At 37.1% G+C, this 20,691-nt stretch carries 19 protein-coding genes and 3 tRNA genes; 11 read left to right on the top strand and 11 right to left on the bottom strand.

The window, feature by feature from the left end; translation table 11 throughout:
• Positions 1–21: 21 nt before the first annotated feature.
• Positions 22–1,254 (bottom strand): T9SS type A sorting domain-containing protein, encoded by a 1,233-nt coding sequence (locus DRF61_RS14670; RefSeq protein WP_157963388.1) that lies wholly within the window; start codon positions 1,252–1,254, stop codon positions 22–24.
• Positions 1,255–1,518: 264 nt separating this feature from the next.
• Between DRF61_RS14670 and DRF61_RS14665 the strand changes: the two genes are divergently transcribed.
• Positions 1,519–2,052 carry a DUF2867 domain-containing protein gene (locus DRF61_RS14665; RefSeq protein ID WP_111958322.1) on the top strand — a complete coding sequence of 178 codons (534 nt, stop codon included), beginning with the start codon at positions 1,519–1,521 and terminating at the stop codon, positions 2,050–2,052.
• Positions 2,053–2,082: 30 nt separating this feature from the next.
• Here the strand turns inward: DRF61_RS14665 and DRF61_RS14660 are convergent, their stop codons facing one another.
• Entirely contained in the window at positions 2,083–2,814 is a 732-nt protein-coding gene (locus DRF61_RS14660) for a LytR/AlgR family response regulator transcription factor (protein WP_111958320.1), read from the bottom strand.
• Entirely contained in the window at positions 2,783–5,716 is a 2,934-nt protein-coding gene (locus tag DRF61_RS14655) for a sensor histidine kinase (RefSeq protein WP_146897023.1), read from the bottom strand. The genes DRF61_RS14660 and DRF61_RS14655 overlap by 32 nt, the downstream gene beginning before the upstream one ends.
• A gap of 141 nt (positions 5,717–5,857) precedes the next feature.
• On the opposite strand from DRF61_RS14655, the gene DRF61_RS14650 reads away from it, so the two are divergent.
• The 7 genes from DRF61_RS14650 (at position 5,858) to DRF61_RS14620 (ending at position 14,550) form a co-directional block, all read left to right on the top strand.
• A complete protein-coding gene (locus tag DRF61_RS14650; RefSeq protein WP_111958316.1) occupies positions 5,858–7,741 on the top strand; it encodes a DNA topoisomerase IV subunit B in 1,884 nt (627 codons plus the stop codon).
• A gap of 90 nt (positions 7,742–7,831) precedes the next feature.
• Positions 7,832–8,248 carry a hypothetical protein gene (locus DRF61_RS14645; RefSeq protein WP_223559282.1) on the top strand — a complete coding sequence of 139 codons (417 nt, stop codon included), beginning with the start codon at positions 7,832–7,834 and terminating at the stop codon, positions 8,246–8,248.
• A 6-nt stretch (positions 8,249–8,254) separates the two neighbouring features.
• Positions 8,255–10,843 (top strand): DNA gyrase/topoisomerase IV subunit A, encoded by a 2,589-nt coding sequence (locus tag DRF61_RS14640; RefSeq protein ID WP_111958312.1) that lies wholly within the window; start codon positions 8,255–8,257, stop codon positions 10,841–10,843.
• Positions 10,844–10,854: 11 nt separating this feature from the next.
• Positions 10,855–11,508: a rhomboid family intramembrane serine protease gene (locus tag DRF61_RS14635; RefSeq protein WP_111958310.1), complete on the top strand. Its 654-nt coding sequence runs from the start codon at positions 10,855–10,857 to the stop codon at positions 11,506–11,508.
• 33 nt (positions 11,509–11,541) lie between these two features.
• Positions 11,542–12,651: a helix-turn-helix domain-containing protein gene (locus DRF61_RS14630; protein WP_111958308.1), complete on the top strand. Its 1,110-nt coding sequence runs from the start codon at positions 11,542–11,544 to the stop codon at positions 12,649–12,651.
• Positions 12,652–12,793: 142 nt separating this feature from the next.
• Positions 12,794–13,579 (top strand): SDR family NAD(P)-dependent oxidoreductase, encoded by a 786-nt coding sequence (locus DRF61_RS14625; protein ID WP_111958306.1) that lies wholly within the window; start codon positions 12,794–12,796, stop codon positions 13,577–13,579.
• Entirely contained in the window at positions 13,576–14,550 is a 975-nt protein-coding gene (locus DRF61_RS14620; RefSeq protein ID WP_111958304.1) for an NAD-dependent epimerase/dehydratase family protein, read from the top strand. Before DRF61_RS14625 ends, DRF61_RS14620 begins: the two co-directional genes overlap by 4 nt.
• Positions 14,551–14,756: 206 nt before the next feature.
• On the opposite strand, the gene DRF61_RS14615 is transcribed toward DRF61_RS14620, so the two are convergent.
• Genes DRF61_RS14615 through DRF61_RS14595 form a run of 5 tightly spaced genes read right to left on the bottom strand, consistent with a single transcriptional unit; the run spans position 14,757 to position 18,085 of the window.
• Positions 14,757–15,116, bottom strand: a complete 360-nt coding sequence (locus DRF61_RS14615) for a DUF4180 domain-containing protein (protein WP_111958302.1) — start codon at positions 15,114–15,116, stop codon at positions 14,757–14,759.
• A gap of 10 nt (positions 15,117–15,126) precedes the next feature.
• On the bottom strand, positions 15,127–15,978 hold the full coding sequence (gene prmC, locus DRF61_RS14610) for a peptide chain release factor N(5)-glutamine methyltransferase (protein WP_111958300.1): 852 nt from the start codon (positions 15,976–15,978) through the stop codon (positions 15,127–15,129).
• Complete coding sequence (gene yaaA, locus DRF61_RS14605; RefSeq protein ID WP_111958298.1) at positions 15,979–16,737, bottom strand: peroxide stress protein YaaA; 759 nt, start codon at positions 16,735–16,737, stop codon at positions 15,979–15,981. It lies immediately after the preceding gene.
• 5 nt (positions 16,738–16,742) lie between these two features.
• Positions 16,743–17,444, bottom strand: a complete 702-nt coding sequence (locus tag DRF61_RS14600) for a CPBP family intramembrane glutamic endopeptidase (RefSeq protein ID WP_111958296.1) — start codon at positions 17,442–17,444, stop codon at positions 16,743–16,745.
• A 29-nt stretch (positions 17,445–17,473) separates the two neighbouring features.
• On the bottom strand, positions 17,474–18,085 hold the full coding sequence (locus DRF61_RS14595) for an L-threonylcarbamoyladenylate synthase (RefSeq protein ID WP_111958294.1): 612 nt from the start codon (positions 18,083–18,085) through the stop codon (positions 17,474–17,476).
• Between the two features lie 102 nt (positions 18,086–18,187).
• Here DRF61_RS14595 and DRF61_RS14590 point away from each other — a divergent pair.
• The 3 genes from DRF61_RS14590 (at position 18,188) to DRF61_RS14580 (ending at position 18,483) form a co-directional block, all read left to right on the top strand.
• Positions 18,188–18,260 (top strand) — tRNA-Met (locus tag DRF61_RS14590).
• A 38-nt stretch (positions 18,261–18,298) separates the two neighbouring features.
• Positions 18,299–18,371, top strand: a tRNA-Met gene (locus DRF61_RS14585).
• Positions 18,372–18,410: 39 nt separating this feature from the next.
• Positions 18,411–18,483, top strand: a tRNA-Met gene (locus tag DRF61_RS14580).
• Between the two features lie 97 nt (positions 18,484–18,580).
• Here the strand turns inward: DRF61_RS14580 and DRF61_RS14575 are convergent.
• The 3 genes from DRF61_RS14575 to DRF61_RS14565 all read right to left on the bottom strand — a co-directional run bounded on the left by DRF61_RS14575 (position 18,581) and on the right by DRF61_RS14565 (position 20,620).
• Positions 18,581–19,312: a GLPGLI family protein gene (locus DRF61_RS14575; protein ID WP_111958292.1), complete on the bottom strand. Its 732-nt coding sequence runs from the start codon at positions 19,310–19,312 to the stop codon at positions 18,581–18,583.
• Between the two features lie 4 nt (positions 19,313–19,316).
• Positions 19,317–19,613, bottom strand: coding sequence for a hypothetical protein (locus DRF61_RS14570; protein WP_228452656.1), 297 nt, complete (start codon positions 19,611–19,613; stop codon positions 19,317–19,319).
• 227 nt (positions 19,614–19,840) lie between these two features.
• Positions 19,841–20,620 (bottom strand): GLPGLI family protein, encoded by a 780-nt coding sequence (locus DRF61_RS14565; RefSeq protein ID WP_111958290.1) that lies wholly within the window; start codon positions 20,618–20,620, stop codon positions 19,841–19,843.
• Positions 20,621–20,691 lie beyond the last annotated feature (71 nt).

Below are 20,691 nucleotides of genomic sequence, written 5' to 3'. Positions count from 1 at the left end.
GTTATATCATTTTATAAGACTTTATTTTGAAATCAGCAGTTTCTGTGAACTTGTGATATGTTCAGATTTCACTTCAACGATGTAAGCACCCTGTACCAGCTTCTCCGTATTCAGGGTAAGGGTCTGGGGACCGCTGTTGAGGATTTCAGATTTTTCAAGCAATACTTTCCCTGAAAAATCCATCAGTCTTACCGATACCAGTTCTCTTTTAGGAAGGTTGGTCTGTAGGTTCACATGGCTTTTAGCAGGATTAGGAACCATGATAATTCCTTTTTGTTCCTCTGCCTGAAGTTCTGTTTTAGCAATGCTCTCAAGATCGGAAAGTGGAGATTTCAATGCAATTGCTCCGCCTTCTTTTGTTGGTACAGTGTCTCTTTTTGAGTAGCAGAATGTAAAACATCTTGTACATATGATCATTTTATCTTTCTTTTCAGTAACGCAGATCGTATACGTTCCGGGAGTAGTATACGTATGGCTTAGAGTAGATATAATGTAAGGTGAAGAAGTTCCGTCACCCCATGCCACGGTATAAGTACTTCCCGGATTGTTAGGCGTAGAAACCAGAACAGGATTCGTAAGGGTTAAGTTAGCGGTAGCCGTATTGGTTACGGTGCTGAATGAAGTGTCAAGTTTAAAATCCGCAGTACATCCGTCACATGATTTCACACAGATATTATCGTACCATACTCTTTCGCTTGGGCTTGAGGTATAATCCGGAGATATCATAACAGCCGTGGAGTTATTCATAATGTTATTAAAATCAGCAGTCGTTACTGCTGAGCCCAGCGTCCATGTTCCATCCGAATTGCTTGGAAGGGTAGTGCCTGTACCATTAGCGATCGGTGCACGCACACGAACCCATCCGCTTCCCGGAGTTACGGTGACATTGGCTACAAAAGTGATATACTGATTGCCGGACATGATGTAGATGGTAGGATGAATAGGAGCACCATAGCCGCCATCTTTTTCAAGATAGAAATCAAAATAAAGACACTGGCCTAAAAATCTTTGCCCTAGATTTTTAAAATCAGAAGGATTGATATACCATGATCCGCCTGATTTATCATCAAGAATAATATACTGGGAACCATCCAGCGTATTCGGGGTACCGGCAGAAACGCCTACATTTCCGTTGGGATAAGGAGCAGGGGTCCAAAGTCCGGGAGGGTTATTGGGGTCATTAAAATCTGAACATGGTGCCTGGGCATTCACCATAAGACATCCTAAAAGAAGATAAATAGTTAAAAAATACATTCTTACCATAATATTATATTGATTTTATACATCAAAAACCAACAAAAACTTTAAGAATTAATAGTTATTTTGGATATAGGTTAAAATTAAAATAGTTTTTAAAATCTCTTTAATGTGAATTAATAAGTGAATACATTTTTCTAATAAGTGAAGCCTTGCTGCTATTAATTGTAATTAAAAAAAGGAAAGCTGAGATTACTCAGGTCTTTTCTGCAGCAAGCCAGTTATATTTGTTAGAACAGAGCCCAAAACCACTCTAATACCATGAAAATTATAAAAACTGCAATACCGGAAGGATCTGTTTTATTCAAAGAAGAAAATTTTTTTGATTATGCAGACAGTTTTAAAGGAGAATTGAATACTAAACGAACTATCAGTACGAACGAAATAGGCAGGGCCTTTTTCGCCAGTACACCTCAGTGGGGGAAGAACATGTTTGCTTTCAGAAACAGCATTGTTAAAATGTTCGGACTGAAAACCGGAACAGATAAGAGTAAATCGTTATCACCTGATGATTTTAAACTTGAAGTGGGAGATCAGATAGGAATTTTCAAAATATTCGATAAGACGGATCACGAAATTATCATAGGTGAGAATGATAAGCACCTTGATTTCAGGGTTTCAATTTTTTATGATAATGCACAACACAGCACAGAAAATAGTTTTTTAACAATTTCAACTACCGTGAAATACCACAACCGGATGGGAATGGTGTATTTCATTCCCGTGCGTCCTTTCCACCAATTGATTGTTCCGGTAATGCTGAAAAAAATGATTGCAAAACTGGAAGGCAGATAACAAAACGGAAATATATTCCGGCTGCAGTTTTTAATCTAAATTCTCAATCTTGTTTAAAAAATCATTCTTTTTACGCACAGAAACATCCAGGACAGAATGGTCTGCCATCACTACCTGCCCGCCTTTCCCTTTAATGTATTCTTTAAGGTGAAAAAGATTAATCAGATGTTTATGATGGATCCTGAAAAAATTATATTTTGTAAGATGTTCCTCAAATTCATGCAGTGTTTTGGAAACAATGACCTTCGTTTTATCCGTAAGATAAAAGGTGGTATAGCTGGAATCTGCCTCACAACGGATAATATCGCTGATATTGGTCAATTTGAAGCCCTGAAGGGTAGGAAGACTGATCTTGTTCTCGCTGGAAGAAATACCCGGCTGGCTTTTACTTTTTTTAATGGTTTCCAGCACTTTATTGACAGCAATGATAAAGTCTATTTTTTTAATGGGTTTAAGTAAATAATCTGCCGCACCGTTTTTAATAGCCTGAATGGCAAAATTTTCAAATGCGGTAATGAAAATGATCCGGGAGTCTATTTCTCTGAACTTTGAAAGCAGGTCAAAAGCAGTACCGTCTTGCAGCTGCACATCCAGAAAAAGAATATCCGGGGAATTTTTAGTAAGATAAATATAAGCTTCCTCTACGCTTGATGCCTGAAATACCGTCTGGATCTCAGGAAATTCATTCTTCAGTAGAAGAGCGATATAATCTCTTCCGTCCTGTTCATCATCAATGATGCATGCCTGTATTTTGGTTTTCATAAGGTTTTATATAAAGTTTAATCTGCGTTCCCGGTCTTTGCTCTTTTTCGGAGAGATCATAAATTTCCAGTATAATATGAGTCTCAAAAAGTTGCCTGAATGTTTCAATCCTTTTCTGGGATAATCTTACCCCGAAAGAATCAGGGCTGGTTTTCCTTTTGGTGTTAATGCCCGTACCGTTATCTTCTATGGTGACACAAATTGATGTTCCGGTATGCTCAAAAGACACCCGTATATTTCCTTTTCTGTCCTTTAAACCTGCAATTCCGTGTTTTATGGCGTTTTCCACAAAAGGCTGAATCAGCAAGGAAGGAAGCACCCAGCTTTCGTTGATGTTTTCAGATAAAGTAATTTTATAGTCGAACAGATCTTTTAACCTAAGTTTTTCCATATCCAGATATAATGAAAGATAATCTGCTTCATCTTTGATAGACATGAAGGTTTTTTCTGAATAATGCAGGGTCTTTCGGATCATTTGAGCAAATATCTCAAGATAATTTTCTGTTTCTTTATAATCTTCTTTATACAGAAGATATTGGATAGAATTGAGGCAGTTATAAATGAAATGAGGATTAATTTGAGCCTTTATCGCCTGCAGTTCCAGTTCAGCAATTTTTTTTTCATAGTATAACGTTTCCAGTTTTTTATTTCTTTTCTTCTGAAAATAAAAGGTGATAAGGATAAACAGGCCAGCAACACCCAGACTGATGATCATCAGCTTGAACCACCAGGTCTGCCAGAATTGCGGAAGAATCTCAAATTGCAGATTCGTTGAGGCATAAGACTGTTTTCCATTGTAGCCGATCCCCAAGATCTTAAATGTATAATTACCCGGAGGAAGAGAAGAAAAAATGATCTTCTGGGAAGTGCCCGTTTGCCAGCCATTGCTGAGTCCCTCGATTTTGTACCGGTAACTTATCTTTCCCTGGGAAATAAAATCCGGAAAACTTACATTGAAGGTAACGTCATTGTCAGGAGTCTGGCCCGTTAACGGCTGTCTGATATCAAAAATTTCCCTGCCGCCAATGATAATGGAATTGATGATTACTTTTTTGTTGATAAATTTCTTCTGGCTCATTAGATTTTTAACAGAAAGAATTCCCAGCCCTTTTGAAGTTCCCACATAGATGGTATCACCGGAAATAATACATCCGGATACTGAATTTGATGGCAGGCCGTCTGTCTGTGTGAAGTTATTGATGCTGATACCAGTTCCTTTAAGCTCAATCCTGCTGAGTCCATAATTAGTACTTGCCCAAAATACATTGTTGTTTTCTACTTCAATTTTTTTGATCTGGCCTGTAATCAATCCAATTTTTTCCGTAATCTTTCTGAGGACTTTAGAATGATCAAAAATAATGATCCCGTTAACGTTGGTAGCTCCGATATATAGATTGTCACCGAACTTTTTAAGATCTGTAAAGTAATATCCCTGGAGAAATAGTTTTTTCTTTTTAGAAATAGTATTCACTTTATAAAGATCCTTAAAGTTCCCGGCAAACAAGCTATCCCGGGCATAGGGAAGAGCTGTATACATTCTTTCTTTGCTGAGTATTTCAGTATAACTGCCTGTTTTATAATTATAGGCAACAAGTCCGTCTGATGTGCATAATATAATAGATCCTGGTGTATAGGGCACAATATTTTTTAAAAGATAATCCTTTAAAATTTTTTTTCCCCTCGCCTGGATATCATACTGAAAAAGGCTTCTTGTAAGCCCGAATATCACTGTGTTTCCCTCAGAAAATATAGATTTGTGTTCTATTTTAATGTTTTTTTCAAAAACAAGGTCTGTTACATGCCCATTATGGTAAATGCCACTTTTAGCTTCGTTATAGCCCAGGAAAATACCATGGCTGTTTTTGGCAATGGCCTTTATATTGGATGAATTATTTTTGATCGGAAAATGGACATAATTTTTAAAAAACTGGTCAGCAATGAAAAAGATGCCATTATTCCGAGTAGAAAACCAGGTATTGTTGTCTTTATCCACTAAAATATCGTTGAGGATGTAGTTTTCCATCATTCTGACAGGGTCGGAAAGCCTGCTGTTATCAAATAGAGGTTGTTTGAAATAAAGAGCTCCGCCCTCTTCAGGACACAGCCAGAGCCGGTAATTACGATCTATGACGAGCCGGTGAATATTTTCCTTTGCGGTATAGCTTTTAAGTTTTTTGAAGTAAATTTTGTTGTAAAGCTGGTAAACCTCTACCGTTCTTTTGTTTCTGAAAACAAAAATGTCACCCTTCCTTAATGTGACCGTGTTTTTCTTAAGAGAAATATTGCAGATTGTTTTCTTTTTTGTGATGATATTATAAGCCTGAATGTTTTCCGTTTTTTCCTGATTGAACAGATACAGCATTTGATCAGCAATATTCAGACCGAAAGCATAATAAGGATCTGTCAGGCTGCTTTTGATTGCCAAAGGAATCCTGCTCACCCTTTCATTCCCATATACGTAGATATTGTCAGGATTATAGGTAGAAAACAGGTAAAGAGACTCACCATCAACATAATAGTCGGGATTAACGGTGAACTGCATTTTTTGTAATTCGCTGTTAGAATCCGAGTTGATAATTCTGCCGTTTTTCAAATAAGCAAAATCATTCAGAAAAGGGGCAATAAAAATTTCCCCGTTGGATAAAGGGATACATGACAGGGCTTCGATGTTTTTTAAGCCCTGCTTATTGTTAAAATGTTTAAATTCCTTTCCGTCAAACCGGAACAATCCGTTATCACTTCCTATCCATAAAAACCCGGTTTTATCCTGACTGAGCGAGTAGGTATACGAATTGTTCAGACCATCTCCATCATTATAATTGATCATTCCGGGAATCTGGGCAAATAATAATGATGATGATAATATAAAAGAGAATAGATGAAAAAGTATAATTTTTTTCACTAGATATTGAATAATACGGTAAATATATGATTTGATTAATAATAATACAATATTTAAGGTTAAATACTGAAAAAAAACGAATCGAAAAATTCGTATAATTTTGTACAATTTCGTACTTTTGTGTGTTTGCTGAAATCATATATGTCACAAGAAATAAATCCAATCTACTCCGAAGATAATATCAGAACCCTCGACTGGCAGGAACACATCCGTCTGCGCCCCGGAATGTACATCGGGAAGCTAGGAGACGGCTCCTCTGCGGACGACGGCATTTACATTCTGCTCAAAGAAATTCTGGACAACTCTATTGATGAGTTCAGAATGAAATCTGGGAAAAGAATTGAAATAAAAGTGGACGACGGTAAAGTCAGCATCCGTGACTTTGGCCGTGGAATCCCACTGGGAAAGGTCGTAGATGCCGTTTCCAAAATGAATACAGGAGGAAAATACGATAGTAAAGCCTTCAAGAAATCTGTAGGATTGAACGGGGTCGGTACCAAAGCTGTTAATGCCCTTTCAGAGTATTTCCGCGTAAGGTCTTTCCGTGAAGGAAAAATGAAGATGGCGGAATTTTCCAGGGGACTGATTACTGAAAACCATGAAGAAAAAGATACTTCGGACCGAAACGGAACGGAAATATCCTTTATTCCTGATGGTGAGATCTTCCTTCATTTCAAATACAGGAAAGAATATATAGAAAAAATGCTGCGCAACTATGCGTACCTGAACCCCGGTTTGAAGATTATTTTCAACGGTGAGACCTATTATTCTGAAAACGGACTTAAAGATCTTTTGGAAGAAGAGATGGAAAACGAAATTCTGTATTCCATTATTCACCTGAAAGATACCGATATAGAACTGGCTATTACGCATTCTGACAAATCACAGACAGAAACCTATTTTTCTTTCGTGAACGGACAGAATACCACGCAGGGAGGAACGCACCTTAATGCTTTCCGTGAAGCATATGTAAAGACGATCCGTGAATTTTTCAATAAAAACTTTGATGCTTCAGATATCAGAAAATCTATCATTGCAGCCATTTCTATCAACGTAGAAGAACCTGTATTCGAATCCCAGACGAAAACAAAGCTGGGATCCAGTGATATGGGACCCAACGGACCTACCGTAAGGACTTTTATCATTGATTTTCTGAAGAGCAAACTCGATAATTTCCTTCATAAGAACCCTGAAATTGCCGAAGCGATCCAAAGAAAGATTCTTATTTCCGAAAGAGAAAGAAAAGAACTTTCAGGAATCCAGAAGCTGGCAAGAGAAAGAGCCAAAAAAGTATCCCTTCACAATAAGAAGCTCCGTGACTGCAGACAGCATTATAACGACCAGAAGAATGAAAGAAAAGGAGAGACCCAGATTTTCATTACCGAGGGAGATTCCGCATCCGGATCTATCACCAAATCAAGAGACGTTGAGACCCAGGCCGTATTCTCTCTGAAAGGAAAACCTTTGAACTGCTACGGACTGACTAAAAAAGTAGTATACGAGAATGAAGAGTTTAACCTTCTTCAGGCTGCTCTGAATATTGAAGAAAGTCTCGAAGATCTGAGATACAATCAGGTAATTATATCTACCGATGCCGACGTGGATGGTATGCATATCCGTCTTCTGATGATTACATTTTTCCTTCAGTTTTTCCCTGATCTGATTAAAAATGGACATCTTTATATTCTTCAGACCCCATTGTTCAGGGTGAGAAATAAAAAAGAGACAAGATACTGCTACACCGAAATGGAAAGAATAAAAGCTTTGAACGAACTTGGGAAAAACCCTGAAATTACCCGATTTAAAGGACTTGGAGAGATTTCACCCGATGAGTTCAAACATTTTATCGGAAAAGATATCCGTCTGGAGCCTGTAGTAATAGGCAAAGACCAGACAATAGATCAGCTGCTTGAATTTTATATGGGTAAAAATACACCGGACAGGCAGGTGTTTATTCTTGAAAATCTTGTAGTGGAAGATCCGGATATTGATAAAAAAGAAACCTTGGATGAAGTAGCAAACTAAAAATTAAACCAATAAACACAAATATCACAAATGAGACTCAGCAACCGCAACAAAGCTTCGGTTTACAATTTTGTACATACATTACTGATAATGATGGCCATATTTGGAATTGCAGCATTTTTGTTAAATGAATACAGGTTTCATGCTGTAGGAAAAGAAAGTTATATTCTTCTTATTGTTCCAGTCATACTAATGGTGATTTTTCACCTGAACGGCAGACAAATATTTGAATATGACAGTGATGGAGAAGCACTGAATTTTAAGAACAGAAATATCATTCCTTTTTTGGACAGACCTCTTCATGATGAATTTCCAAAATATAAATTGATAACATACGAGATCGTCAGTATTTTTTTTATTAAAAGACTATACGTGACCATCTCAAGCAAGAACAATGGCTCTACCATCCTCAAATATGAAATATCTTATTTGAGTAGAAAAGAAGTAAATGATTTAAAACTCTCTCTGAATAAAGTAGTACAAATTAATAAAGAGAAAAACGATTAAAAACAGATGACGACAGAAGAAAACTCGCACGAAGGTGAGAGCTTGAAAAAAGTCTCAGGACTTTATAAAGACTGGTTTCTGGACTATGCTTCCTATGTAATTCTGGATAGAGCGATTCCTTCCGTTTATGATGGGCTTAAGCCTGTTCAGAGAAGGATCATGCACTCTATGCGGGAACTGGAGGACGGCCGTTACAATAAAGTAGCCAATATCGTAGGAAATACCATGAAATATCATCCTCACGGAGATGCTTCCATTACGGATGCCATGGTACAGATTGGCCAGAAAGAACTTCTGATAGATACTCAGGGAAACTGGGGGAATATCTATACCGGAGACTCAGCAGCAGCGGCAAGATATATCGAGGCCAGGCTGACCCCTTTCGCACTGGAAGTGGTCTTTAACCCTAAGACTACAGAATGGGCAAAATCCTATGACGGCAGAAATAATGAGCCTATTGATCTTCCCGTAAAATTCCCCCTATTGCTTGCACAAGGAGTAGAAGGAATTGGGGTAGGACTTTCTACAAAAATTCTTCCCCATAATTTCAATGAGCTTATCAATGCATCTGTTGCTCATTTAAAAGGAAAGAAATTTGAACTGTTTCCTGACTTTATGACCGCCGGTTACCTTGATGTTTCCGAATATAATGACGGACACAGGGGCGGTAAGGTAAGAGCCAGAGCCAGAATTACCCAGACCGATAAGCATACGCTGGTAATTTCGGAACTTCCTTTCTCAAAAAATACAGGCGACCTGATAGACTCTATCCTGAAGGCCAATGAAAAAGGAAAGATCAAGATCAAAAAGATTGAAGATAATACCTCTGATACGGTAGAGATCCTTGTTCATCTTCACAATGATGTGTCACCGGACAAAACCATAGATGCGCTCTATGCATTTACAGACTGCCAGGTAACCATCTCTCCGAATGCGTGCGTAATCGTAGGAGATAAACCGATGTTCATGAATGTTTCCGATATCCTGAAAATGAATACGGAACATACAGTTTCATTGCTTAAGAAAGAGCTTGAAATTGAACTTCACGAGCTTCAGGAAAGCTGGCATTTCTCTTCACTGGAAAGAATCTTTATTGAAAACAGGATTTATCATGATATTGAAGAGGTAAAGACCTGGGAAGATGTTATTGCAACCATTGATAAAGGATTAAAGCCTCACACAAAGCACCTTTTAAGAGCGGTAACTGAGGAAGATATTTTAAAACTGACGGAGATCAGAATTAAGAGAATTTCAAGATTTGATTTAGATAAATTTAAAGAAAATATAGCTGCTCTAGAGGGCAAAATAGAACAGGTAAAACATCACCTTGCCAACCTGATTGCTTATGCCATTGAGTACTATTTAAATATTCAGAAAAAATACGGAAAAGATAAGCAGAGAAAAACAGAGCTTAGGATTTTTGATACTATTGATGCCACAAAAGTAGCAGTGGCCAATGAAAAGTTCTATGCCAATTTTGAAGAAGGATTTATCGGTACCTCACTGAAAAAAGACCAGTATCTGTTTGACTGCTCTGATATTGACGATATCATCATATTCAGAAAAGACGGAACGATGAAGGTTGTAAAGGTGGATGCCAAAACATTCGTAGGAAAAGATATCCTGCATGTTGCCATATGGAAGAAGAACGATAAAAGAACAGTCTATAATATGATCTACCGTGAAGGCAGAGACGGACCTTATTATATGAAACGTTTTTCTGTAACGGCGGTGACCAGAAACACAGATTATCCGCTGGCTTCTGATAAAAAAGGTTCCGAAACCCTGTATTTCTCGGCTAATCCTAATGGGGAAGCGGAAACAGTAACCGTCCTTTTAAAGCCGAATCCAAGAATCAGGAAAAATAAAATGGAAATTGATTTCTCTGAACTTGCTATCAAAGGAAGAGATTCTAAAGGAAACCTGGTGACCAAATATTCTGTGAAAAAGGTGGATTTGAAGGAAGAAGGCGTTTCTACACTGGCTCCCAGAAAAATCTGGTTTGATGATACGGTAAGAAGACTGAATGCCGATGCGAGAGGGACTCTTTTAGGTAGTTTTAAAGGAGATGATAAAATTCTGACAATCAATACCAATGGTGAGGTGAAGCTGGTGTCTTTCGACCTTGGAAACCGTTTCGATGATGAATATCTGGTGCTGGAAAAATGGAAGCCGCAACAGCCGGTAACCTGCATTTACTACGACGGAGAAAAGGAAATGTATTTTATCAAAAGATTCCTTCTGGAAAATACAGCCAATATACAGACCTTTATGCCTTCTGAACACCCGAAATCATTTATTGAAAACGTAATTGTAGCAGACGGTGCTTTAGCAGAAATCATTTTTGCTAAGGATAAAGGCAAAGACCGTGACCCGGAAACCATACCTATTGACGAGTTCATTGCTGTAAAAGGAATCAAGGCAATTGGAAACCAGTTTACGAAATTTAAAGTAAAAACAATCAATATCACGATTCCTGAACCTGTAGAAGAAGAACCGGAAGTATATGAAGAACCCGAAACAGGAGACGGTATTGTAGATGATGACCGGACTGTCATCGGGGATCTGTTTGAAGGCGGTGAACCAGAAAATTAAGAATTAAAATTATGAATATTCTCATCTTATTTATTATAATTACGGCCATTATCAGTTTTGTTGCCTTCAACAATCCGGGGATCACTGAGAAATATAAATTCAGTGTAGGAGCTATTCTGGGCAGAAAAGAATACATCCGTCTGCTTTCATCTGGGTTTCTGCATGCTGATATCATGCACTTGGTATTTAATATGATGACGCTGTATTTCTTTGGACCGATTATCATTCAGACTTTCGGAAATCTCGGTTTCACAATTGTATATCTGGGGTCCATATTGCTGGGAAATTTTCTCTCGCTTTACATTTACCAAAAACAGCCGTGGTATTCCGCGGTAGGTGCAAGTGGAGGTGTTTCAGGGATATTATTTGCATCTATAGCTATGATGCCTGATATCGGTATCTATATCTTTTTTATTCCGATTCCGGTTAAAGGCTATATTTTCGGACTGCTGTACTTCGGATATTCTGTATATATGATGATGAACCCTAGACAGCATGATAATATCGGGCATGCTGCACATCTTGGAGGCGCATTTTTCGGATTGGTTTATGCAGTGGCTGTAGCTCCGGATGCTGCTATGCATAATGCTCTGTATCTGGGAATCATGTCACTACCGCTGATCTATCTGGGCTATGAAATTTTCGTCAGGAAAAGAATAGGATAAAAAGATTTATCTTTAATCAAAATATCAGGACCAATGAACACATCAGAATTAAACCGTTTCATCGTTGTATTAATCTATGGTTCACTGGTCTTGCTTTCTTTACTGAAACTGTCCAATCCGTTACGGGTAAACAGAAAGGCCAACTTCTGGTTTGGGATATTTCTTTTTTTATGGTCAAGTTTTTGGCTGGATGAGGTTCTTACCCTAGTGAATAATGTTCCGGTAGAGGTACATTCCATCATTTCCGTTCAGATGATCCAGTTTCTGACGCCCATTATGTTCTATTTCAGTGTGTTATTTTACACCAATCCTGCATTTAAATTTAAAATTTCAGACCTGAAATACCTTATTCTGCCTGTTGTTTTTTGGATCAATATTCTGTTACAGCGTTTTGGTGGATTTGATGATCATACTGTTTTTAATTTTGTTTTTATCGGCTTAATCCTTGTACAGGCCTTATTCTATACCGGTCTTTCGTATTTCACTATCCGGAAGCACAAAAAAAGGATCCAGCAGTTTTCTGCGAATACAGAAGGTATCAACCTGAACTGGCTCGAATATATTACTGTCATTATTTTCATTATTAATATTGCTTACATAGTTTATAATTTATCCTATGATTCCACTGCCCTGAATTTTTTCATTAACGGAGCTTTTCTGCTGGTTATTTATTTTGTAGGGTATTATTCCTTAAAGCAGAAAGAGATTTATCCCCTGGAAGAAAAGCAGCGTGATGAATTGATTTCTATTGATGAAAATCCCGAGAGAGAAGAAGTAAAGAAAAAGCTGCTCCCCGATGAAGAACTGCTGAAGATCAAAAGTCAGCTGGAAGAAATCATGGATAAGCAAAAGCCCTATCTGGACAGCGAGCTGAACTTGATCAGGCTTTCCGAACTATTGTCTATTTCTACACACCATCTGTCTTATGTGATTAATACCGGATTTAAGAAGAACTTTTTTCAGTACGTGAATGAATACAGAATTGAGTATGCCAAAAAACTTCTCAAAGACCCTCAGAGCAAACTGTCAATTTTAGGGATCGCCTACGAATCCGGATTCAATTCCAAAACTTCTTTCAATACCACTTTTAAAAAGCTGACGGATCAGACTCCTTCCGAGTATAAAAATGGTTCAGGTTTATAAGTTTTAACGTTCTTTTTTAATTAATTAATTGTTTTTCAATGTGTTATATAGATTTATTTTTAATTTAAAAATAGGTTCACTCAGATAACCCTGAACATTCAAAGATACTTTTCCGGATAGCTTTGTATCATAAAATTGTTTTATGGATACCAAAGAATCATATGCTGTAGTAACGGGAGCGAGCCAGGGACTTGGAAAAGCATTTGCAGAAAACCTAGCCAGTAAGAATATCAATGTCATTTTGGTAAGCCTTCCGGGGCAACATTTAAAAGAATTGTCTCGACGGCTTGAAGAAACCTATCGGATCAGGGCAGAGTATTATGAAGTAGACCTTTCGGTGAATGAAAATGTCATGAAGCTTACAGAATGGCTGAACCGGTCTTTTGAAATTCATATCCTGATCAATAATGCGGGGCTTGGAGGCACGAAGAAATTTGTAGATGCTTCGCCGTCTTATATCAATACCATTTTACAGGTGAATGTAACAGCAACCTCACTAATCACCCATCAGCTGTTACCTAATCTGTTAAGACAGCCTAAAGCCTATATTCTGAATGTATCAAGTATGGCTGCTTTTTCACCCATAGGTTTCAAAACGGTATATCCGGCTTCCAAAACCTTTATCCATTCATTTTCAAGAGGACTTCATGAAGAGCTGAAGGACACTAATGTCTTTGTAAGCGTTGTGAATCCCGGAGCGATGAAAACCAATATTGATGTCTGCAAAAGAATTGAAAAGCAAGGTGTTTTAGGAAAGCTTACCCTCCTGGACCCGAACAAAGTGGCAGCTTACTGCATCAGGCAACTTTTCAAAAAAGATTCCGTTATTATGGTGAATCCCATAAGCTGGCTGATTATGAAGATCCTGCCGATATGGATTAAGCTGCCTCTGATGACCAGTGCCATTAAAAAAGAAATAGAAGCATGAAAAAAGTTTTCGTGACCGGAGCCACAGGGCTTCTGGGAACTAATACCATTATTAAATTATTACAATATGATTATTCTGTTACTGCTCTGGTGCGCAAGAAAAGCAGCTGGATGGGCGAAGAAAATGAAAATCTCAGGCTCATAGAAGGAGACCTGTTCTCGGATATTTCAGAGCATCTGCAGGATGTGGGTACTGTTATTCATATTGCGGCGGAAACCAGTCAGGACCTGTTGCGTTATGAAGATTATAAAAAGACGAATTATGATGCTGTAGTTCATCTGTTTGCTCAAACTGTATCAGTGGGAGTAGAAAAATTCCTGTTCGTAAGTACGGCCAATACATTAGGATATGGAAATTCTGTTGGCTGGGGAAATGAAGAAGCTCCTCAGCTGTATCCTTTTACCCGTTCCTATTATGCCAAAAGCAAACTGGAAACAGAGAATTACCTTTTGCAGCAGAGAAAGGAAACCAACGTAGTTATTGTAAACCCTACCTTTATGATCGGGGCCTACGACCGCAAGCCGAGTTCGGGGAAAATTATCTTTTGGGCCTGGAAAAAGAAGCTTGTTTTCTATCCAAAAGGCGGAAAAAACTTTGTACATGCAGAAGACGTGGCGGAAGGAATTATAAAAGCCACTGAAAATGGTAAAAATGGCGAAAAATACCTGCTGGCCAATGAAAACCTGACTTACAAAGAATTTTTTGGAAAAGTAAATGCCATAACAGGACAGGCTCCCGTTATGATCCCAATACCAAACCCAGGACTTGCCATACTCGGAATAATAGGAGACATACTGAGAAAACTGAAAATAAAAACCAGCCTGAGTTCTCCTAATATGAAAGCTTTAAGAATTAATAATTATTACTCCAACCGGAAATCTTCAGAGGAATTGGGGATCCGGTATCAACCTGTTGATAAGGCGGTTGAAGATGCGATCTGCTTTTTTGAAAAAGAAAAGCGAGGAAGCTAAGATTGGCGCACAGATATAAATAGCTAGAATACTAGAATATATAAGTCCTGTTCATCCATCCGCTTCATCAGATCAACTTGTTGATCGCATCTTTGCTTTCTTTAATAAACACTAACAATGGTAAACCTTTGCGTTAAAATATTCCCACAGACCCATGTTGTTTTTAGATTTATAAAAGAGCAGATGGATATTTTTTAAAATAATTGTCAGTTTCCCAGCCTTTCCAAAGCATTTTCAAGTGTTTCAGAGAAGTTAATATGTTTTGTTTTATTGCTTTCGAAAATGAAATCCCTGATGCTTTTGCTTTGATACTTTTCAAAATCCCCTACAATGGCAAGGCTCATGCGGTAATTAGAGAATTTTTGTAGAATATCTCCTGCTATTTTTGTTTTCAGATCAAAGAATTCAGGGGTGAGATTCTCCTCATAGATAATCAGCTTATCGAAACCCTGATAATAAATATTTCCAAGAAGATCCAGTCCGTCCTGAGCAGACCGGATAATGATGTCAGCAGAAACAATTTCGGCTATTTTAATTTCATTGACAGAGTGTGCGATAATTTCCATGATTCAATTTTTATTTTTTTCCAGCAATAAAGCGGTCATTTCCAGATAAATCTTTGATCAGTTGGGCTTCAGAAAAATATCCGGTATACAATTCAAAGGTTTCAGGACCAAGTTTCTGATTGATTTCCAAAAATAAAAAACCATTGTCTTTCAGGTATTGTTGAGCATCTTCTGCGATTTTCCTGTAGAAGATTAATGCATCCTTCACAGGAGAGAAGAGTGCCATTTTGGGTTCAAATTCCTTGACAGAATCAGCGATCTCAATTTCTTCTTCAATTCCTATATAAGGAGGATTGGAAATAATAATATCATAGCTTTCCGTTAATTCAAAATTCAGATAATCTGCATGAATAAAGTTGATTTCCAGCTGATGATGTTCTGCATTTCGCTTAGCCGTTTTCAAGGCTTTTTCCGATAAATCAATGGATGTAATTTTCGCTCCGGGAAAATGTTTTTTTAAAACCAATGGAATTATACCGCTTCCGGTTCCGATATCCAGAATCTTTAAACCCTGAACATTTAATTCTGAACTTTGAATGGTATGAATTGCCATCTCAAGCAGCTCCTCCGTTTCAGGACGCGGAATAAGGACATGTTCATCCACGAAAAACAACATTCCGTAAAATTCTGTTTCCCCAAGGATCTGTTGATAGGGTCTTCCGGTTTTTAGATCAGAAATAACCTGAACAAGCTTTTTTTCATCATCAATAAGAAGTTCTTGATGAGAAAGTCTTCTTTGCTGAAACGAGTCAAAGCCTGTAATTTTCTGTATAAAAACACTGCATAAAAAAGCACTTTCCGAATCGTTATAAAGTTCGGAAAGCTCAGTTTTAAAATATTTTTTGAATGCTGATATTGTCATTTATCTTGTGAAAACCAGTTTAGTGTCCGTAGATTTTTCCTCATCGATCAGATAGCCTTCATAGTTGAATGCTTTTACATCATCCAGGGTTTTGGCGTTAGTTTCCGCACAGAACCTTACCATAAGACCTCTTGCATGCTTGGTATAAACAACAATAGTTTTCAGTTTTCCGTCTTTTAATTCATAGAAATCAAAATCGATGATCTTATGATTTAATTTTTTCCTGTCAATCACTTTCCCGTACTCATTGCTGGCCAGATGAAGAAGAATTTCACCCTTTTTCATCTCGGAGTTCAGCTGTTCCGTGATCTTTTCTCTCCAGAATTCATATAGGTTTTTGTATTGATCGAATTCAAAATGACGTCCCATTTCCAGCCGGTATAGCATTACTTTATCGGAAGGCTTCAGCAGACCATATAATCCGGAAAGCATCCTGTAATTTTTCTGTAAATAGTCAACAGCATTTTTGTCCAGGGTTTTTGCATCCAGTCCTCTGTAAACCTCTCCTGTAAAAGCAAATAGGGCAGGAGCAGATTCTTTTGCCGTTGGCTTCGCCTTCCATTTCTGGTTTCTTTCCCAGTTCTCATCGGCCAGCTTAGGTGATATTTCCATTAATTCCGAAAGATATTTCGGAGATTTGTGCTTCAAATAAGACTGGATGAATGCAGCTTCTTCGATGAATTTTGGAGTGGTTGATCTTAATAAGTCAGTTGAATTCTCAACGTTCATCAGTTTCGCTGGAGAAGTTATAATTTTCATAATGTTTAGAGTACAGATAAATGTTTAGTATCAATTAAATTCATGATCATCACAGACACAAAGTCGTACATAAAATGACAGATGATTAGAATTTTAATGTTCGAATATTGTTTATAAAACATAGCAAAAACGGTTCCGATAAAGAAAGGTACAACTACCTGTCCGATTGTTCCATAAGTGCTGTGCAAAATTCCAAATAATAGGGCGGAAATGAAAATACCACAATATTGATTATTGTATATTCTTTCAATTCTTGGCTGAATATATCCTCTCATAAGAAGTTCTTCTACCACTCCGGCAGTAAGGCATATAAAGATCATCAGCAGATAATTATTTTTAAAAGCAGAAGAGATCTGAACCATTTTGCTGCTCATGCCTTCCTGAGTCAAAAGCTGGATAATTATACCAATAACGGAAGTTCCTATAAGACAGGTAAAATATAAACGGATTACTGACTTTGTATAGAATGACACAGTATAATTCTTTTCTTTCTGTAGCAGGAAAGGATTTTTTTCTACAAAAAAATTATAAAGAAAAACAAAAAAAAGAACCATCCAAAGAACAATCCTTGTATAAAAAAAATTAACGGATGTAATTCCTTTTATACCTGTAATTAAGTAAATAAGCGGCAATGCATAAAGCATTACTGCAGCAAGAAGCACAAAGGTAAAAAGAATTCCCAGTGCGTATTTACCATACAAACTCATAATCCAAATGATCGGTTGACTGCTTCTGATTAAATGATTCCTTTTCCCTGGCGGATGATTTCCGGTTCTCCCGAAGTAAGATCCACAATGGTAGAGGCTATATTATCACCATATCCGGAATCGATTACAATATCCACCAGATGGTCATACTTTTCTGCAATTAGCTCAGGATCTGTGGAATATTCAATAATCTCGTCGTCATCTTTTATAGACGTTGAAGCAATTGGATGGCCCAATTTTTCCACAATAAGCTGTGGAATCGGATGATCGGGAACACGGATACCAATGGTTTTATGATTTTTATAGGCCAAAGGAAGGCTCTTGTTGGCATCCAGGATAAAGGTAAATGGTCCTGGAAGATGGCTTTTCAGAAATCTGAAGACTGAAGTATCAATAGGTCTTGTAAAATCTGAAAGGTGGCTCAGGTCATTACATATAATTGAGAACTGAGACTTTTCCAGCTTGACTTTTTTAAGCTGGGCCAGCTTTTCCATGGCTTTTATATCAAAAATATTACATCCCAAAGCATAGATCGTGTCAGAAGGATAGATAATAAGCCCGCCGTTTTGTAATGTTTTAATCACCTCATTCACAAGATTTTCCTGAGGGTTATCAGGGTAAATTTTCAGTATTTTTGCCATAAAACAAAGATACAAATAATAAAATAGTTTTCATAAAAGTCCTTTATTTAAAAGAAAAATTAGGATTTTCAAAAAATAGCCGTATCTTTGCACTCACAATATCGCGGGATGGAGCAGTAGGTAGCTCGTCGGGCTCATAACCCGAAGGTCATCGGTTCGAGTCCGGTTCCCGCTACTAAGAAAGTACTTTCGGTAAGTACTCTAAAAATATACCGCGGGATGGAGCAGTAGGTAGCTCGTCGGGCTCATAACCCGAAGGTCATCGGTTCGAGTCCGGTTCCCGCTACTAAGTTAAGTGCTTTCGGTAAGCACTCTAAAGATACACCGCGGGATGGAGCAGTAGGTAGCTCGTCGGGCTCATAACCCGAAGGTCATCGGTTCGAGTCCGGTTCCCGCTACTAAATTAAATAGAAACCTGTATAACCGCAAGTTATACAGGTTTTTTGTGTTATATAGTATATACAAGAATCAACTAAGCTGTAATAGATGCTTCTTTTATCTAATAGGAGGCTGAGTTTCCCATTCAAAAGTTTTTTCTACTCCTAATCTTACGCTTACTGTTTTACTTATACTACCAGGAACTGTTGACTGATTTGATGAATAAACCTTATCTTTCAACTTAACAAAGTCTTCCATATTTATTTTTCTAAACTCAGGAAATTTTGGATTAAAATCAATATTGGTTGCATCATAAAGATCAACTTTGACAGCTTTCCATAAATCATAATTTTTATCATCTACTCTCACATCAAGAATTGCTCCAGGCAGTCCAAAGAATTTGAAAGGACCAACAGAATAAGGAATTTCTTCAGTAAAATATGCTGTTATGGGTGAGCCTCTAAAAATTGAGGTTGCCTTAAAACATTTGTAGCCTAGAATTTTCTTTGTGGTCTCTTTATCAATTAACCATTTAATTTGTGGAACTTTATCATATACAAAATAATCGCCTACATTATCTAATTGTGTTGTAAAGAAAAAATTTCTTTCTTCTGTAGATAGGTTTGAAATGTAATACTGATCCATCCCTTTTTTCTTTTTATCAAAGGCGGGATTTGTCCACATTATATTACCGTCCTGTTTAGATAAAACATTTTTGCCATCTGTGTAAAGGTCTTCATACACATTTGCTACCGTGGACCTAACATTTAAATATTGTATATGTAACTGCTTTTGTGCAACTAAATATCCAAAAATAGTAAGAGAAAAAAGAAAAAGAAACTTTTTCATAATTTTAATTTAGATCAGTACTTGCCCCAGTAGCAGCTTTTTCAACTCTATATCCTTGACTTTGCAAATTGGAAATAACTCCGTCTTGATATGATTGGCAAGCCGATAGAGTAGGTTGATCACTGGTAAACCATTTTTGATCTGTAGGCTCCCCTGCAGCATTAAAATAAGTTACCATTACTCCACATAATTGAAATACAACTTCAGCACTTCCTTTAGTCTCGATTTTGTTTTCAACTGTTTCTTTAGCTCCCATAAGGCCAGCAACTCCGAAAGCTGCTAATAAAATAATTTTTCTCATAATTGTCTAATTTTTAAATTGTTATTTTTTTGGGATTGCAATCTGAAGACAAGTATACAATTTAATTTTTATTCACAGTTATGAGAATCTATATTTTTTTTAACTTTTATATTATGTAAAATAGAATTCTTTTATGGCTTAACTAAATAGTTTTTTTTAACAAAAAGTTAAGTTACTAAAATAAGTTTTGTGCTAGAATAACAACAAGAAAATAAAGTATTCAGATTTTAATCCAGGAAAGTAGTTTGGTTTTTTATACGATCGGTCATCTTTTTAGTGGTTTCATTTCCGTTTTCGTCAAATATTCTCATATTTCCATTGTAGATGGATGGGTTTTCCTGATAGGTTTTTCGTGCTTCCAAGAATTGATTTTTAGATTTTGTCTTGACATTGGTTATATAATGTAAGGGTTCTATTATTTCTTCGGATTTCTTAATATCCGTGGCGTAAATTTCAATGGTTCTGTTTTTATTGTATACTTCCAGTACCAGACCGGATAAGCCTTTGAATCTGAAAGGTCCGTCAGGAATTGCTATTTCGTCCGTAAACCAGGCAAAAAAAGTATCGCCGGTATCAGTTGTGGTTTTTGCGAGCTGGCTTTTAAAACCTTTTATTTCTTTTTTATCATTCAGTATTTCCCATTTCAGCAGAGGTTCCTCGTAAGTGAAAATATATCTGCCAACAGGCATGGATACTATTAAATTTTCTCTGTTCTTGTAAACACTGCTTACCGACTTGGGATATTTGGGAATGGCTCCGTAATTTGTATTGATTGTACCTGTAGTTTTGGTTTCATTAGAATTTCTATTGTAAAAAGCTTTAGCTTCCCGGCTGTAATAGGACGATTCCAGACTATTGCACAATAAAGTGGAGGAATAAATATTAATCTGGCTTTTATTGATGCTGTCCTGAATGATTTTAGTCTCATAATTCACTTCAATCACAGCTGTTTGACCATACATTGAAATAAAACCTAAAACGAGAAATCCAAATGTTTTAATTTTCATGACTGTACATTCTAATAATACAATGGTATTAAAAAAATGTGACGTATCATTACAGGATTCCCGAATTTCTA

The organism is Chryseobacterium lathyri, from assembly GCF_003290185.1.
Classification (GTDB): domain Bacteria; phylum Bacteroidota; class Bacteroidia; order Flavobacteriales; family Weeksellaceae; genus Chryseobacterium; species Chryseobacterium lathyri.
The sequence above is the reverse complement of the archived record's forward strand: the minus strand, read 5'-3'. Positions and strand labels throughout refer to the sequence as shown.

Excerpts from the sequence above, each read along its gene's own strand:
- DRF61_RS14670 (WP_157963388.1), bottom strand. The coding sequence starts at position 1,254 with ATGTATTTTTTAACTATTTATCTTCTTTTAGGATGTCTTATGGTGAAT.
- DRF61_RS14665 (WP_111958322.1), top strand. The coding sequence starts at position 1,519 with ATGAAAATTATAAAAACTGCAATACCGGAAGGATCTGTTTTATTCAAA.
- DRF61_RS14660 (WP_111958320.1), bottom strand. The coding sequence starts at position 2,814 with ATGAAAACCAAAATACAGGCATGCATCATTGATGATGAACAGGACGGA.
- DRF61_RS14650 (WP_111958316.1), top strand. The coding sequence starts at position 5,858 with ATGTCACAAGAAATAAATCCAATCTACTCCGAAGATAATATCAGAACC.
- DRF61_RS14645 (WP_223559282.1), top strand. The coding sequence starts at position 7,832 with ATGATGGCCATATTTGGAATTGCAGCATTTTTGTTAAATGAATACAGG.
- DRF61_RS14640 (WP_111958312.1), top strand. The coding sequence starts at position 8,255 with ATGACGACAGAAGAAAACTCGCACGAAGGTGAGAGCTTGAAAAAAGTC.
- DRF61_RS14635 (WP_111958310.1), top strand. The coding sequence starts at position 10,855 with ATGAATATTCTCATCTTATTTATTATAATTACGGCCATTATCAGTTTT.
- DRF61_RS14630 (WP_111958308.1), top strand. The coding sequence starts at position 11,542 with ATGAACACATCAGAATTAAACCGTTTCATCGTTGTATTAATCTATGGT.
- DRF61_RS14625 (WP_111958306.1), top strand. The coding sequence starts at position 12,794 with ATGGATACCAAAGAATCATATGCTGTAGTAACGGGAGCGAGCCAGGGA.
- DRF61_RS14620 (WP_111958304.1), top strand. The coding sequence starts at position 13,576 with ATGAAAAAAGTTTTCGTGACCGGAGCCACAGGGCTTCTGGGAACTAAT.
- DRF61_RS14615 (WP_111958302.1), bottom strand. The coding sequence starts at position 15,116 with ATGGAAATTATCGCACACTCTGTCAATGAAATTAAAATAGCCGAAATT.
- prmC (WP_111958300.1), bottom strand. The coding sequence starts at position 15,978 with ATGACAATATCAGCATTCAAAAAATATTTTAAAACTGAGCTTTCCGAA.
- yaaA (WP_111958298.1), bottom strand. The coding sequence starts at position 16,737 with ATGAAAATTATAACTTCTCCAGCGAAACTGATGAACGTTGAGAATTCA.
- DRF61_RS14600 (WP_111958296.1), bottom strand. The coding sequence starts at position 17,444 with ATGAGTTTGTATGGTAAATACGCACTGGGAATTCTTTTTACCTTTGTG.
- DRF61_RS14595 (WP_111958294.1), bottom strand. The coding sequence starts at position 18,085 with ATGGCAAAAATACTGAAAATTTACCCTGATAACCCTCAGGAAAATCTT.
- DRF61_RS14575 (WP_111958292.1), bottom strand. The coding sequence starts at position 19,312 with ATGAAAAAGTTTCTTTTTCTTTTTTCTCTTACTATTTTTGGATATTTA.
- DRF61_RS14570 (WP_228452656.1), bottom strand. The coding sequence starts at position 19,613 with ATGAGAAAAATTATTTTATTAGCAGCTTTCGGAGTTGCTGGCCTTATG.
- DRF61_RS14565 (WP_111958290.1), bottom strand. The coding sequence starts at position 20,620 with ATGAAAATTAAAACATTTGGATTTCTCGTTTTAGGTTTTATTTCAATG.